Genomic DNA, 14,246 nt, shown 5'->3' with positions numbered 1-14,246 from the left:
AGATAAGTCTTCGAAACGGCTACTAGCACGGGTATAGATTTGCCAAAATTGCCTTGTGGTATAGAAAAAGTGGAGGACTTTTAGGAACTCAAAATAGCGCCTTAAGCCCTTAACCGCTTTACATTACTTCCGCTTATTCACTCCTATTTTCTGGTACGCGATTAATTGATCGGCGCGAGATGCGGGTGGGCGATGATACACAAATACTTCGTAGTCGTTTTCTGTGCCTGAGTAGCTCCCTTCAATAAAATGCTCGTCTGTTTTAGGTGGCGTGGTTGTCGTTTGCCCAACGTAATCATAGTTGTAAACGCCTTGTTTGAGCAGAATAGTAGCTCTGTAAGCCCCCAACAAGGCATCGAATGACATGCGATTTCGATCGTTTAGTTGCCAGAAATTAAACGCCCCGTTTACATATATATCCCAGTTCTGCACTTCGGGTATTTTGAGCGTGAAAACTGTTTCGATATAGTCGGCATTCGTTGCCCCATTGCTGGTTTCCCGCTGGTCGATTACAAATTGACCATTGAAATCATCGCTCTGGATATAAGGGCCCTGATTTCGCGATTTATCCGTCTGCACATAAACCACATTCCGGTCGGCAAGCCGGTCAATTCGATCAATGTAGTTAGCACGAGATAGTACCGTTCGCGTATCAAAAAATCGGTACTCATTCCCACCTAATATGGTGTTGCTCAGGTCGATGAGCTTATATTCCAGCGTCTGGTCGAAAGACTGTACATTGGTCGGACGTAATCCACGAATCTCACGATCATCACGGTAATTCTGCCGGATCACCACCTTGAAGTCATCTTGTGGCGAGATAACCTGATAGCCTTTGTAATTAATACTCAAATCGATTTGCTGATCGGAAAATTGACGGGCCGGGTCTGTCGAAAAGCGTGCTTCGGCAGTTACTTGTACCCGATTCTGGTAGGTACAAAATCGACGGGTGAAGATGATGTTGTTTCGGTTACGCTCGTCGTAAACCACCAACAGGTAGTTACCCGGCAGTTTCAGCTTGGGAAGCGTAAATCGATAATGATAATAGGGAATTTTAGTGTTGATCGAATTTAGGTATTCCGTAATCGGATTGTCGTTGTACTCATAGGTGAACTCAATGTCGTTCAGAACAGAGCGTTGCCAATCGGCGTTACAATGAACAATTCGAGCGCGGAATGAGCGATATGTAGCTGTCAGATCATCAAATTCGAGCTGAAGCGCCACCTGTTCATCCAGCGAAATAACTGGCGGATTGAGGGTTAGCGATGGGTCGAGCTGGTTGGTACTTACTTGTGGAAACAGCAGTACGGTTTCCACTTTAGGATCATAAATATGGTCGATGGTTTTCAGTTGCTGACCCCATACGGGTGCCGCTAGTATTCCCAAAAACAAAAGAGTAGACAATCGGGCAAGTAAACTCATTTAATCTTATTTTAATACGACAGAGTTACTAAATTAACGCTTTACAATCGGCGCGATTATACAAAGTTGCCAATAGCAATGAATTTAACCATTGGTATCGCCAGCAGAATCGCGTATGATTATAGTTTGCTCAACACAACAGCTACATGGTCAGGTACAACCCCAAAGAATGGCTCCGGTTTATTGTTACGTTTAATCGGGCCGATACGGTACGTAAATTACTGCCTATTTTAATCGGCGTAGGCTTTTACGCGTTTGTAATCGTTCATATACTCGAACTGCTCGATCTGAGCGAAAACCCGCATCTGAAGAACTTCTCACTCATGCACACGCTGCTGAGTTTCGTAATTTCGATGCTGCTGGTTTTTCGTACCAATACTGCTTACGATCGTTGGTGGGAAGGTCGAAAATTATGGGGATCGCTGGTAAACAATTCCCGAAATCTGGCGCTAAAGCTAGATCAATTACTGGAACCAGATCAAACCGAAACCCGCGAGTTTTTTCGGGCCATGATTCCCAATTTCGCCTTTGCCCTCAAAAACCATCTTCGGCAACAATCTTTTGAAAGGGAATTCACAGAACCCTCAACATTCAGCCTTCAGAGCTTACATCTGAATGAGCATGTTCCCCAACAAATTGCGTTAATCATTTTTGGCAAGGTCAATGACTTACAACGGCGAAGGGTGTTATTGCCAGAACATCTCATTATTCTAAACTCAGAAATTCAGTCCCTAATGGATGTCTGTGGCGCTTGCGAGCGAATCAAAAATACCCCTATTCCCTTTTCTTACAGTTCATTTATCAAGAAATTCATTTCCTTCTACTGCCTAACATTGCCGCTTGGGTACGTCTCCAATCTGCACTATCTGGTCATTCCGCTGGTTATATTCGTTTTTTATGTGTTGGCCAGTCTTGAAATCATCGCCGAAGAAATTGAAAACCCCTTTGGTACCGACGACAATGATTTACCCTTAGACACCATTTGCAAAGGCATTCATAAAACTGTAACACAATCTTTCGATCATAAACTTACGCTGGAACCCGCCGATCAAAACAGCGAAAAGGAAAAAGGGTTTTCGTATGAGAAATAGGTGGCTAGGCCACACATCTACTCAAACAGTCCAATTTGCCCCGCTGGCCGGAATAGGTCGGTTCTGAGTCGAGGAGGTTGACGGTCGCTGAGGTATTTCTGGCAACCGATACGATGCAGTTGCGCAATGTGCTGTGCATAATTCCCTTCTCCTGCCATACGGGTTCTGAATCGGGAATCATTCAACTGGCCGCCATGACAATCGGCAATCTGCTTCAGTACACGATCGGCGCGGTCAGGAAAGGCTTGCTGAATCCAGTCGGTAAATAGTGGACCAAGTGCTCCATTTAAGCGCACAATCGTATAGGCAGACCAGCAAGCACCCTGTTTGGCTGCCTGTTCAATCAGTTTAGGAATCTCATGATCGTTCAACGAAGGAATAATCGGAGCGGTCATAATGCCTACGGGTACGCCCGCCTGATGCAAGGTATGCATCGTTTTAAATCGTTGAGCCGCGGTAACCGTACGCGGTTCCAGCAATAGGCGCAGACTTTCTGTTAACGTGGTAATCGAAATAGCTACACTCACCAGCTTCAGAGCAGCCATCGGCTTCAAAATATCCAGATCGCGGAGAACCAGCGCATTTTTTGTAATGATGGAAACTGGGTTACGATACTTCAGGCAGAGGGCCAGCATCTGTCGAGTGAGTTGATACGTTCGCTCGGCAGGTTGATAGCAATCGGTGTTACCCGAAAAATGAATGACATCGGGTTTGTACGAACGCGCTTGAAATTGTTTTTCCAACAAAGCAGGCGCGTTTTTCTTCACCATAATTTTGCTCTCAAAATCCAGACCTGCCGAAAACCCCCAATACTCGTGCGTAGGCCGAGCATAGCAGTAAATGCAACCATGTTCGCATCCCTGATATGGATTGATCGACGCCACAAAGCCAATATCAGGACTGTTAGGGCGACTGATAATCTGCTTAGGGGTTTCCTCGAAAAACTGTGTTTTTACTGTCGGTTCGGGAAAGTCATCATCATAAAAAACTCTCTGATCATCGAATTCGTACTGATGCTTTGAGAATGAATTGGCTGTATTAAACTGCGCCCCCCTACCTTTTTTATAGTCACCCATAGCCATACAAGTAAAACACAATTATATTTTATTTGTACGATAAAAACAAAGAGCGAAAGGGTGAATGAGTAAAACTTACCTTCACTCATTCACCCTTTCGCTCTTTAAAATCTGGTTAGGCTAGCTTTTTCTCCCATTCCTCGGCTTCGAGCATAGCCGTTTCCCACTCATCCTGCAATTGATTGATCTGGGCCGTTACGTGTCGATATTCGTCATTTTTAGCCTGCATCAGTTTATCATCGCCATAGGTAGCAGGATTCGCCAATTCGGTTTCGAGCCATTTTTTTCGCTCTTCTAACTGGGCAATTTTCGTTTCCGACTCCTGAGCCTGACGGTTCAAATTCTTGAGTGTTTTTTGCCACTCTTTTCGCTCATCTTCTGATGGTTTGCCATTCGTAGCCTTCCCGTTCGTAACGGGTGCTGGCGTGGGTGCAGGCTGCATCTTCGAATTGTCAGTCGGTTGCTTCGAAGGCCCAAGACCTTGCGCTTTCCGCTCCTCCTGCCACCATTCGTATTCATCGTAAGTACCCGGATATTCTTTAATCTGCTCGTCTTCGATATACCAGATTTTATTCGCAATCTGCGATACGAAGTACCGGTCGTGAGAAACAACCACATACGTACCTTCGTACTGCTGCAAAGCCTGAATCAGAATATTCACCGACTGCATGTCCAAGTGGTTGGTCGGTTCGTCAAGCAGCAGGAAGTTCGCCTGTGAGAGCAGTACCTTTGCTAACGCTACCCGCGATTTCTCTCCCCCCGACAACACTTTGATCTTCTTGAAGACATCGTCACCCGAAAACAGGAAGCAGCCGAGTACTCCCCGAAGCTCACCATCCGATTTCGTTGGGTTTGCCTGTTTCAGCTCGTCCAGCATCGAATCTTCAACCCGCAGCGACTCTAGTTGGTGCTGAGCGTAGAAGCTAAACGAAACGTTATAACCTAAAACGCGGTCACCCTCGATGGGTTCTGAGCCTGAAATAATGCGCAGTAATGTTGATTTTCCACGTCCGTTGGCCCCAATCAGCGCCACTTTATCACCCCGTTCGAGACGGGCTGTAGAGTGAGTCAGAATACGTTTTTCGCCATAAGCCTTCGAGATATCATCCAGGTGCAGAATATGCCGACCGGGCTGTTGCGAGAAGTTGAACTTAAAATTAACCCGTGCATTACTGTCGATTACATCATCCACAAGCTCCATACGCTCAAGTTGCTTAACCCGGCTTTGTGCCTGTTTAGCCTTCGAAGCTTTTGCTTTGAAGCGTTCGATAAATCGTTCTGTCTGACGAATTTTGGCCTGCTGGTTTTCGAACGCCCCTTTTTGAATTTCATTCCGCAACGCTTTCTCCTCCATGTAGTACGAGTAATCGCCAGCGTAGTAATTCAGTTTCGCCCCCGACACTTCAACAATGGTATCGACCACATTATCAACGAATTCACGATCGTGCGAAACCACAATCACAGATCCTTCGTAGTTCTGAACATATTTTTCAACCCACTGAATCGACGGTAAGTCAAGGTGGTTGGTTGGCTCATCGAGCATCAGCAATGAAGGCTTTTCTAACAGCAGTTTGGCGAGCATTACACGCATTCGCCAGCCCCCGGAGAATAGCTTTAGTGGCCGTTGAAGATCGTCGGTCGAGAAGCCCAGACCTTCCAGAATTTCTTCGGCTCTGGACTGGATTGTATACCCATCGAGCGCATCAAACTCTTCCTGCGCCTTGCCCAGTTTATCAACCAGATCATCGGTATAATCGGTCTCCATTTTATGAAGCAACTCCTCAATCTTGATCTGCAGTTCGTTCTGACGGGCAAATGCCTGCATAGCAACAGCGAGGATCGAATCGTCGGTCTGATAAGAGAGCAAATCCTGATTCAGGAATCCAATCGATACATCGCCCGCTTTGGAAATAATCCCCCCGTCGGGTTGGTATTCGCCGTTGATAATTCGGAGTAGCGTCGATTTGCCGGTACCGTTCAGGCCAATCAGACCAATTTTCTGGTTAGGCTTGATATGGAGTGACGCATTTTCGTAGAGCGCCCGGCTACCGAGGTAGTAAGAGAGGTTTGTGATGGAAATCATGGATGCAAATTTACCAAAAATAGAACGGATACTTGCGTTCTTAAATTCCAAACGGTTATATTTGCACCCGCAAAAGCAGTAAAAAGCCTCCTTAGCTCAGCTGGTAGAGCGACGCATTCGTAATGCGTAGGTCGCAGGTTCGAATCCCGTAGGAGGCTCAATAAATAAAAAAGGCTAATCAGAAATGGTTAGCCTTTTTTATTTACCATACTTTACTGCCGAAAAGTTTTCTTTGTGGACGGCCTGTAGTGCCGTTTATACTGCATTCCATTTTTGCAAAAGAGCGCCCTTCGTGCCAAAAACGGGATCAGTTTCTGGAAGTGCTAGCTGAGGGATTCGTGCAAAAGCAAGAGTTCGTTCCTCAAGATTGCCCTTCATCAAGTCCCAGGCTAAGCCTCCCGGATACCCACCAACGATTTCGTAGTTTGTGCCCTCGGTTAAGGCGCGATGACCGACACCAGCCGGAATGATCAGCACATCTCCCGTGGAAACAGTCAACGCCAAACCGTTTCTTTTTCCACCAAGTTGCAAACTCACCGAACCATAGCCAACCCCTAAAACTTCGTGCGTTGTGCTGTGAAAATGATCGTAAGGCAAGATAATGTCGCGCCAGTTATTGGTCCAATTGTTAGCCTTAAAACGGTTTTCCAACCAGGCAGACAGGTTGTTACCTTCTTCTACCTGGCGATAGAGAATAACAGGGAGCCGGTTATTGGGAATGACACCATCATCTGAAAAAGAATAGGTTTCAATATGCATATTGATTGTAAGGATAATCTGTGTTAGTGGAAGAAACGTCCGGTTAAACTTCAAAAGAGGCAGCCGTTATGATTTACTCTACGCTTTAAGCTACAATCAGCTTGTTAAACACTATTGTGAGTCCTTAGTAAGACAATCCTTCAATAGCGTTTCAAAACCCTCTGGTTTGAGCAATTTCCCGATAAATACAATACGGCTAATACGGGATTCGTCTGGCAGCCAGTTTGCTCCTTCGGCTAAAGTCATTGTACTTCCTACAGATTGAAGAATCATCCGATTGGGTCGCTGGACATCAGCGATAATGCCTTTGATACGGTAGATTCCCTGTCCTTGATACAACAACAAGGTTGTTAACTGATTGTATAAACGGGTCAGGTTGAAAGGTTCTTCGAAACGAAAACTTAATGAAACGATAGAAGAATGGGTATGATGATGGTGTTGATGGACTGGCCGAACTAGTGATCGATTTTGAATTCCCTTGGCTAAAGGCTGAAATGCATTCGTTGAACTTAATGGCAAGGGCAGTAGCGTAGCAGGTTGGTCGGTTGCGGCCGTATCACGTTCTATGCGCATCAACTCATCGACTGGATAAGCCTCTTTGTGGCCCAGTAGTACCTGAGCAAACGGGTTCAGGCTTCGTAATGTGTCCTGTAACTGAGCGAGATAGTCTGGCGATACGCGATCTGTTTTATTCAACAGGATCACATCACTGAAGGAAATCTGCTGGATTGCTTCCTCAGTGTCCCGCAATTGGTCCTCAACGTGTTCGGCATCCACCAGACAAATGACCCGTTTGAGCGTGAAGGACCGTTTTACTATTGGCAGCATCAAAAAAGGAACAGCTACTCCCGATGGATCGGCAATGCCCGTTGTTTCAATAATCAACTCATCGAACTTATCCCGCCGATCATCCAGTGCTTCCAGCACATTCAGCAAATCGTCGTTTAGTGAGCAGCATAGGCAACCATTACTTAATTCGGTCACATCCACATCGGGGCGCATGACCAGTTGACCATCAATGGATTCCTCCCCAAATTCGTTTTCGATCAGGGCAAAACGAGTTTGAGGTCGGTCAGACAGAATGGCGTTCAGTAGCGTAGTTTTTCCGGAACCCAGAAATCCTGTTAAGAGAGTCACGTCTTTGGGCATTGTAATAGATTTTACGCTTTGAGTACCTCCAGAAAGTGATTTAGCTTCTGCTGATCGACCAGGTCGGCACCCAATTGGAACTAGTTACGTTATAAAATAGCCAGGGAGGATAAATATAGCCTTACATTCAACAACCTGTTTTTGATAGCCATTCAACAATGAATAATTCCCAACGAAAAATCCTGCTCCTCGACATTGGAGGGGTGCTTCTTTCCGATGGCTGGGGCCATGAATCTCGTGAGAAAGCTGCCGATGTTTTCGGTATCGATCACACGGAAATGAGTGCGACCCATAATCTTCTCTTTAGCTTATACGAAGCTGGTAAAATTACGCTCGACGACTATCTGGACACTGTGGTATTCAATCAGCCGCGCGATTTCAGTAAAGTACAGTTCAAGGAATTTATGTTTTCCCAATCGGTGGAACTGACCGATATGTTGAGTTGGCTAAAAGAGTGGAAGCGTCGAAGCGGTAACGTTCGGGTTATTGCCGTCAACAACGAAGGGCGCGAGTTAAATCAACATCGTATCAAAACATTCGGTTTGCATGACGTATTCGATGCGTTCGTTTCTTCCTGTGAAGTAGGCCTGACTAAGCCTGATCCTGCTATCTGGCGACTAGCGATGAGCATCGCTCAGGTAAAGCCGGAGCGTTGTCTTTACTTCGATGACCGACTTTTGATGGCGCAGGCGGCTAAACGACTTGGCATTCAGGCTTATCAGCATCAGACCGTTCAAGAGACGCATGCGATTCTGGAAGATTGGGTACAGCAGCGCTAATTGTTTCTTTAAACAGGTCAATTCCCCGTATTTCCGACGTCACGCAGTTTACTAAGAGGCTGTCTAAAAAGTAGTTTTTCATTTATTTACCCTACCCCCACCCCCCTGAAGGGGGCTTAGTTCATCGTGGGAATAAACCCCCTTCAGGGGGGTGGGGGTAAAACCTAGACTATTTTTATGAAATTTAGACAGTTTCTACTACTTAGGTATGTGTTCTTAAGAAGAATTATAAGGCTATGATTCTATATAATTTCGTTAAGTATACTCATTCTAAATAATTTGGCATTATTTTTGGAATTCGCTTATCCTAAGGAGTAGTACGATATGAAAAAAGCGGTTCCTTTTGGTCTATTTGCCCTGTTGCTGTATCACATGTTGGCATACGTGCTGGCGTGTGTCAGTGTATGGTGGCAGGCAGAACAGGATTTGTCGGAACGGCTGTTAGTGTATAGGGCAACAGATAGCCTGATTGAGTTTCAGTTGCCACTGAAAAATAAACCTGATGATGCCCATGCAATAGCTCGAACGACGGAGGATGGATTCAGGTATCGGGGCCATTTCTACGATGTGGTGAGTCTGGAAATCCGGAATGATACGCTTTTCATCGCTGGCTTGGAGATTAAGCGGAAGCAAAAGGCATTCTGGCAGGAAGATTTGTTATCATTCCTCAACGATCATGTCGATGGGATGGCTAATTCTCAAAAGAAAGCCAATAAATTTCTGAAATTTCTGTTGACAGAATACTCGCCAAACCCGCGAGCCGTTTTTTGTTTTCTCACGCTGGGAAACGACGAAACTGGTTGCATGCCAACCAGGCAGATTAACCTCTCTTCGCGTTCCCTTCCGGTTCACTCTCCCCCGCCCGAAGCGTAAGTCCCTTTTTCTTGTAACAGGTCAGGCCGGATCAATCCGTCAATCCAAACCCGTTTTTAATTGGGTATTGTCTTGTCGTATCCATTGGGGTAGCCCGCAGCTATGCCCCAATACCTCATCCCTCTTACTGAGAATCTATAAGCCAGTTTACAAATTGGCCACCAGTTCCACTGTTCGAACTGGTGAGTCAACTAGGCTTGGAGAAATCAACCAATATCAAGCATTTAATTAATTCATGGAAAAACGCAGTTTACATATAGATATTAGAATACCTCGATGTCTCGTCGTGGGCCTATTGAGTTCTGTTGCCTTCATTCAGTCCGTATCTGTTGCCATTGGTCAAAGTAAATCCACGAGCGACTCCTTACGTTCGCATACTCTAAACGCCGTTACCGTGAAGGGGGCTCGTTCCATCGTTGTTGAGACGCTACCGGAAATACACGGGACCTACCTGATGGGCGGCAAACGGAGTGAAGTCATTCGGCTTTCTGAGATTGATGCCAACGTGGCCGAAAAGAACCCCCGGCAGATTTTTGCCCGAATTCCCGGCGTATTTGTTTACGACATGGATGGAACGGGTAATCAGGTCAACATTTCGACGCGTGGATTAGACCCGCACCGATCCTGGGAAAATAACATTCGCCAGAATGGGGTCATCACCAACTCGGATATGTATGGTTATCCTGCCAGCCACTATTCGCCACCCATGGAAAGCATGGAGCGTATTGAGTTTGTTCGGGGGATGGGCTCGCTTCAGTACGGCGCTCAATTTGGCGGTATGCTTAATTACATTACCAAAAAGGCCGACACAACACGCCGTTTTGGGTTCGAGACGATCAACTCGGTGGGGTCTTATGGCCTACGAAGTACGTACAATGCAATTGGTGGCCGGATTGGCAAGTGGACCTACTATGCCTACTATTACCGGCGGCATTCGGATGGTTATCGCCAAAATAGCAACTCGGATTCACAAGCTCAATTTGGTTCGTTGCAGTTTCAGGCGTCGAAAAGCGTAGGAATATCGGCAGAATTGGGTCGTTCGACCTATACCTACCACATTCCGGGTCCACTAACCGACGCTATGTTTGCTCAAGACCCACGCCAGTCGAGCCGGAGTCGTAACTATTTCAACCCGGACATCTACATTCCGTCGTTGAAACTGAACTGGAAAATTTCGGATCGAACCAGTGTGTTGTGGACAAACTCAGCGGTGTTGGGTGCTCGAAACAGTGTCCAGTTGGATGCTTTAGCTACGGTTCTGGACACCATTAATCGGGCAACGGGGCAGTATAGAGCCCGGCAAGTGGACATCGATAACTTCAATAGCTACACCACCGAAGCCCGGATACTGCATCGGTATAAGTTAGGGGGTATTGGGGGCGCTTTAGCCGCAGGTGTTCAGCTCATGAGTACCGATCTGCATCGTCGTCAGCTAGGTGTGGGTACTACAGCCAGTGATTTTGATCTGACTCTCACGGCTCCGTTCAAACGCGATCTACACTTTCGGACGAAGAATTTCGCGGCTTTTGCCGAAAACCACTTCTATTTGACGGATCGCCTGACGGTTTCGCCGGGTATTCGGGTCGAAAGCGGTACAACCGAGATGCGGGGAACGATCTCGTATTACGATAATGCCACGCTGCCTCGGGATATTAGCCACCATTTTGCCTTATTGGGCATCAATGGCCAGTACAAACTATCGAATGAGGTGAAACTGTACGGTGGTTGGGCGCAGGCTTATCGCCCTGTGGTTTTCAAGGACATTATTCCAGCATCAGTTTATGAGCGCATCGACAATAATCTGAAAGATGCCTATGGCTACAATGCTGAATTTGGCCTCGAAGGTCGCTGGCAGGGTTTGCATGTGAATGTGACGGTCTTCGATCTGTTGTATCGCAATCGGTTGGGTACAGTTCTGCTGACCAATCCAGATGGCGATGGTGTCAATTACATTCTTCGGACGAACATCGGCGATAGCCGGAGTACTGGCGTCGAGGCTTTGCTTGAAACCCAGCTATTCCGTTCCGAAAAATTGCTGATCAGCGGCTTTACGTCAACTGCCTTTAACAACGCCCGTTATATCAACGGTCGTGTTTCGACGGGAACGGAAAACCGGAACGTGACGGGCAATCAGGTGGAGTCGGCTCCGCGATGGACGTCTCGCAATGGCTTAACGGCTCGTTACGGAACCGCTAGTTTGACGATTCAATACAGCTACGTGGCGCAAACGTTTTCTGATGCCCTCAACACAGCGGTTCCATCGGCCAATGGTGCAGTTGGCCCCGTTCCTGCCTATAGCTTGGTAGATCTGAATGGCACTTGGCGCATCAAACGGCTGCTCACCATCCGGGGCAGTATCAACAATCTGTTGAATCAGCAGTATTTCACCAAGCGTCCTACGTTCTATCCTGGTCCCGGCGTGTGGCCTTCCGATGGTCGTAGCGCCCAAATCACAGTTGGTCTTAATCTCTAACTGGGAGTTCAGAGGGATAACCAGACAAGCCAACCCATTGCGGTTGGCTTGTCTGATTTTGTCAAATAAAATAAAGCTTATAGTTCGCTTTCGACCAAAGTAATTCTGAGGGATAAAACGTGCCCTGCATTTTAGGAGAATTCAGTTTGGTGGCGGGGCGAATCGAGTTTATGCTTTGTTCTTACCCGGACGACTGCGAGTGCAGGCAGCACGTCCAACATCACGGTGAATGTGGTAGATGATCTGACGATGAGCTATGATGGCAATCTGGCCAATAATGGTTACGCCCGAATTATCAGTGGGTTATAAGGGAAAATGAGTCTACCTTATAATTAATAAAATTCATATTAATCATCCTATTCGCTAATTTCGAATTACTGACTATACCAATTTAGTCACACTAATTCGTTATTTCTATGACTCCTTCACGACCTGGCCACAGACGCGTTGCCGCCCGTAGGGTTCCCTTCATTACATCTTCTGGAGGGTCAGGCCTGCCAGCAGTGAGTGGTAATCCACGGCAAATTGCCCAGGCGAGAGCCGCTGCGGTTGCAGCTCCTCCACGTGTTGGTGCGGAGAGACGAGTGGCAGCCCTACCGGGCAAGGTTGCTTCAAACGGTTACTGGGCCGCAAAAAAACTCTACCAACAGGGAGATGAGACCAGAGAGATGCGGTATTGGAATCCGGGAGTAGGTGGTGGGAGCACACGACGGGCCGGTTGGTATGGTCGGGATTTCATGGGCGGATGGACTGATGCATCAACTCCGTTGATCAGTAGTTCCGCTCTAAATACCAGCGAAGCCGGGGTTGAAATCCTATCAAGATTTGATCAACCGTCAGCGCCTGTCAGTCAGCTTGCTTCGATAACGGAGCGCGAGGATCACTTTGGTGCAATAGAAGGGAGATCACGCGGCCGTGGGGTCACGAGTATGCCTGCGAGCCTTCAGATAGAACGTTTCGGCGAAATAGCCAGCTGGTGCCAGAAGGTTGATGATCTAATCGACCTGTTCGAGAAAAACGAGCAAGATGTAACCAAGTGGCGAAACCGCCTTGGAGCATTAAGCGGAGCACAAATAGCGCTCGGTATGGTTGCTGGTGGAATAATTATTGCCGGGATTGTTGCTACTGGTGGTCTGGCGGCTATTCCAATGGCTGCTGGTGCCATAGCCATTGGGGCCTCTTCGGCCGCAGTTGGTGTAGGGGTGGGCGCTGCACGGGCAGTTGCAGAGAGAGGCCTAGAAAACGCACGACATGAAAGTGGAGTCCAACACGGAAGAGCCGCAATTGCCGGAAAAGAGTTATTAAAAGGGGGCGGGGCAATAGGTGCTAAAGAAGGAATGACCAGAGGATTAATGGCAGCTACACAGGCAGGAGCGGCTCAGGCAGTAGGCGCTGCGGCTGGTGGTGGTGGTGCCGCGATTTCCATAGTAACGGGTAGCCTAGGGGTATACAAAGCCGCGAAGGTGGATGTAGGAGCCATCTGGGAACAAGTTAAATGGGATCAGGCATTGCAAAATATAGCTGAGGCCGAAGCGTTTCTGGACAGACACTCAAGAGGTTTCAATCCTGGGATGGTAATACAGATAAAAGCGAAGCTAAAAAGCACTGGAGAGAATATATTCAAGGTATCACGAAGCAAGAACCCTATGTGGAGCTAAAGCTCTGTCATTGAGTAGATAAAGGCTAATCAGTTTTAGAGCATAGACGTCTACTAACTGATTAGCCTTTTTGCGTTAGTGGGTAGATTGGTTAGTTAGCGTTTGCCCAATAGTTTCGCGGTCAAATACGTTCATTTAGCATGACAAATCACCTACGCGACCTGGCTATCAAAATTTGGGACTATCATCATACCAACCACCAGTTACGGAAAGCAGATGCTATTTTGGTGCTGTGTAGCCACGACGTCCGGGTTGCCGAAAGGGCCGCCGATTTGTTTCTGGCAGGCTGGGCACCCTTATTAATATTTTCGGGCGGATTAGGCGTCATCACAAAATCAATGTGGTCAGAGCCCGAAGCCGACTTGTTTGCCCGTATTGCGATCAATATGGGAGTTCCCGCTGATCGAATTTTGATTGAGAACCGATCAAGCAATACCGGCGAAAACGTGTTATTTACAAAGCAGCTACTGGAGCAGCACAACCTCGACCTACAAACGTTTATTGTCGTCCAAAAACCGTATATGGAACGACGGAGCTTTGCGACCTTCAAAAAAGTGTGGCCCGAAAAAGAAGTGATCGTTACGTCGCCACAGGATTCGTTTGACGACTATTTAAGCACCTACACAAATCCAGAATTAACCCCCGATGATGTTATCAGCATTATGGTTGGTGATCTGCAACGAATAAAAACATATCCCGATAAAGGCTTCCAGATTCCACAGACCATTCCCGACGATGTGTGGGATGCCTTCGATGTTTTGGTAAAAGCAGGCTATAACCGGCATTTGCCAACAAACTAACTAAATTCGCAGTAGCAGATTCAGGCAGAAGAATCCGGCCACGAGGGTAGATTCAATCCAGTACTTGTTTTGACGAGTATAAA

The 14,246-nt window shown here is 47.0% G+C and carries 11 protein-coding genes and 1 tRNA gene; 7 read left to right on the top strand and 5 right to left on the bottom strand.

The window, feature by feature from the left end:
• Positions 1–123: 123 nt before the first annotated feature.
• Positions 124–1,422 carry a type IX secretion system plug protein gene (locus H3H32_RS22375; RefSeq protein ID WP_182457839.1) on the bottom strand — a complete coding sequence of 433 codons (1,299 nt, stop codon included), beginning with the start codon at positions 1,420–1,422 and terminating at the stop codon, positions 124–126.
• Between the two features lie 146 nt (positions 1,423–1,568).
• Here H3H32_RS22375 and H3H32_RS22370 point away from each other — a divergent pair, with 146 nt between their 5' ends.
• The gene (locus tag H3H32_RS22370) at positions 1,569–2,513 is read left to right on the top strand and encodes a bestrophin family protein (RefSeq protein WP_182457838.1); all 945 of its coding nucleotides are present in this window, start codon (positions 1,569–1,571) and stop codon (positions 2,511–2,513) included.
• 17 nt (positions 2,514–2,530) lie between these two features.
• Here H3H32_RS22370 and H3H32_RS22365 read toward each other — a convergent pair whose 3' ends face one another.
• Both H3H32_RS22365 and H3H32_RS22360 read right to left on the bottom strand, forming a co-directional pair.
• A complete protein-coding gene (locus tag H3H32_RS22365) occupies positions 2,531–3,589 on the bottom strand; it encodes a PA0069 family radical SAM protein (protein WP_182457837.1) in 1,059 nt (352 codons plus the stop codon).
• A gap of 115 nt (positions 3,590–3,704) precedes the next feature.
• On the bottom strand, positions 3,705–5,672 hold the full coding sequence (locus H3H32_RS22360; protein ID WP_182457836.1) for an ABC-F family ATP-binding cassette domain-containing protein: 1,968 nt from the start codon (positions 5,670–5,672) through the stop codon (positions 3,705–3,707).
• Between the two features lie 85 nt (positions 5,673–5,757).
• On the opposite strand from H3H32_RS22360, the gene H3H32_RS22355 reads away from it, so the two are divergent.
• Positions 5,758–5,830: transfer RNA gene (locus tag H3H32_RS22355), tRNA-Thr, on the top strand.
• A 97-nt stretch (positions 5,831–5,927) separates the two neighbouring features.
• Here the strand turns inward: H3H32_RS22355 and H3H32_RS22350 are convergent.
• Positions 5,928–6,431 (bottom strand): cupin, encoded by a 504-nt coding sequence (locus H3H32_RS22350; protein ID WP_182457835.1) that lies wholly within the window; start codon positions 6,429–6,431, stop codon positions 5,928–5,930.
• 111 nt (positions 6,432–6,542) lie between these two features.
• The gene (locus H3H32_RS22345) at positions 6,543–7,580 is read right to left on the bottom strand and encodes a CobW family GTP-binding protein (protein ID WP_182457834.1); all 1,038 of its coding nucleotides are present in this window, start codon (positions 7,578–7,580) and stop codon (positions 6,543–6,545) included.
• Between the two features lie 158 nt (positions 7,581–7,738).
• Between H3H32_RS22345 and H3H32_RS22340 the strand changes: the two genes are divergently transcribed.
• From H3H32_RS22340 to H3H32_RS22320, 5 genes are all read left to right on the top strand, one after another.
• The gene (locus H3H32_RS22340) at positions 7,739–8,359 is read left to right on the top strand and encodes an HAD family hydrolase (RefSeq protein ID WP_182457833.1); all 621 of its coding nucleotides are present in this window, start codon (positions 7,739–7,741) and stop codon (positions 8,357–8,359) included.
• A gap of 324 nt (positions 8,360–8,683) precedes the next feature.
• Positions 8,684–9,232: a hypothetical protein gene (locus tag H3H32_RS22335; protein WP_182457832.1), complete on the top strand. Its 549-nt coding sequence runs from the start codon at positions 8,684–8,686 to the stop codon at positions 9,230–9,232.
• Positions 9,233–9,518: 286 nt separating this feature from the next.
• Complete coding sequence (locus H3H32_RS22330; protein ID WP_374191850.1) at positions 9,519–11,705, top strand: TonB-dependent receptor family protein; 2,187 nt, start codon at positions 9,519–9,521, stop codon at positions 11,703–11,705.
• A 416-nt stretch (positions 11,706–12,121) separates the two neighbouring features.
• Positions 12,122–13,363, top strand: a complete 1,242-nt coding sequence (locus tag H3H32_RS22325) for a hypothetical protein (RefSeq protein WP_182457830.1) — start codon at positions 12,122–12,124, stop codon at positions 13,361–13,363.
• 140 nt (positions 13,364–13,503) lie between these two features.
• Entirely contained in the window at positions 13,504–14,163 is a 660-nt protein-coding gene (locus H3H32_RS22320; protein WP_182457829.1) for a YdcF family protein, read from the top strand.
• Positions 14,164–14,246: the final 83 nt, after the last annotated feature.

It is taken from the genome of Spirosoma foliorum, from assembly GCF_014117325.1.
In the GTDB taxonomy this organism is placed as follows: Bacteria; Bacteroidota; Bacteroidia; order Cytophagales; family Spirosomataceae; genus Spirosoma; species Spirosoma foliorum.
The sequence above is the reverse complement of the archived record's forward strand: the minus strand, read 5'-3'. Positions and strand labels throughout refer to the sequence as shown.

What these genes read in the sequence shown, in the direction of transcription:
- H3H32_RS22340 (WP_182457833.1), top strand. Translation starts at nt 7,739, where the DNA reads ATGAATAATTCCCAACGAAAAATCCTGCTCCTCGACATTGGAGGGGTG.
- H3H32_RS22345 (WP_182457834.1), bottom strand. Translation starts at nt 7,580, where the DNA reads ATGCCCAAAGACGTGACTCTCTTAACAGGATTTCTGGGTTCCGGAAAA.
- H3H32_RS22325 (WP_182457830.1), top strand. Translation starts at nt 12,122, where the DNA reads ATGACTCCTTCACGACCTGGCCACAGACGCGTTGCCGCCCGTAGGGTT.
- H3H32_RS22335 (WP_182457832.1), top strand. Translation starts at nt 8,684, where the DNA reads ATGAAAAAAGCGGTTCCTTTTGGTCTATTTGCCCTGTTGCTGTATCAC.
- H3H32_RS22360 (WP_182457836.1), bottom strand. Translation starts at nt 5,672, where the DNA reads ATGATTTCCATCACAAACCTCTCTTACTACCTCGGTAGCCGGGCGCTC.
- H3H32_RS22365 (WP_182457837.1), bottom strand. Translation starts at nt 3,589, where the DNA reads ATGGGTGACTATAAAAAAGGTAGGGGGGCGCAGTTTAATACAGCCAAT.
- H3H32_RS22320 (WP_182457829.1), top strand. Translation starts at nt 13,504, where the DNA reads ATGACAAATCACCTACGCGACCTGGCTATCAAAATTTGGGACTATCAT.
- H3H32_RS22370 (WP_182457838.1), top strand. Translation starts at nt 1,569, where the DNA reads ATGGTCAGGTACAACCCCAAAGAATGGCTCCGGTTTATTGTTACGTTT.
- H3H32_RS22375 (WP_182457839.1), bottom strand. Translation starts at nt 1,422, where the DNA reads ATGAGTTTACTTGCCCGATTGTCTACTCTTTTGTTTTTGGGAATACTA.
- H3H32_RS22350 (WP_182457835.1), bottom strand. Translation starts at nt 6,431, where the DNA reads ATGCATATTGAAACCTATTCTTTTTCAGATGATGGTGTCATTCCCAAT.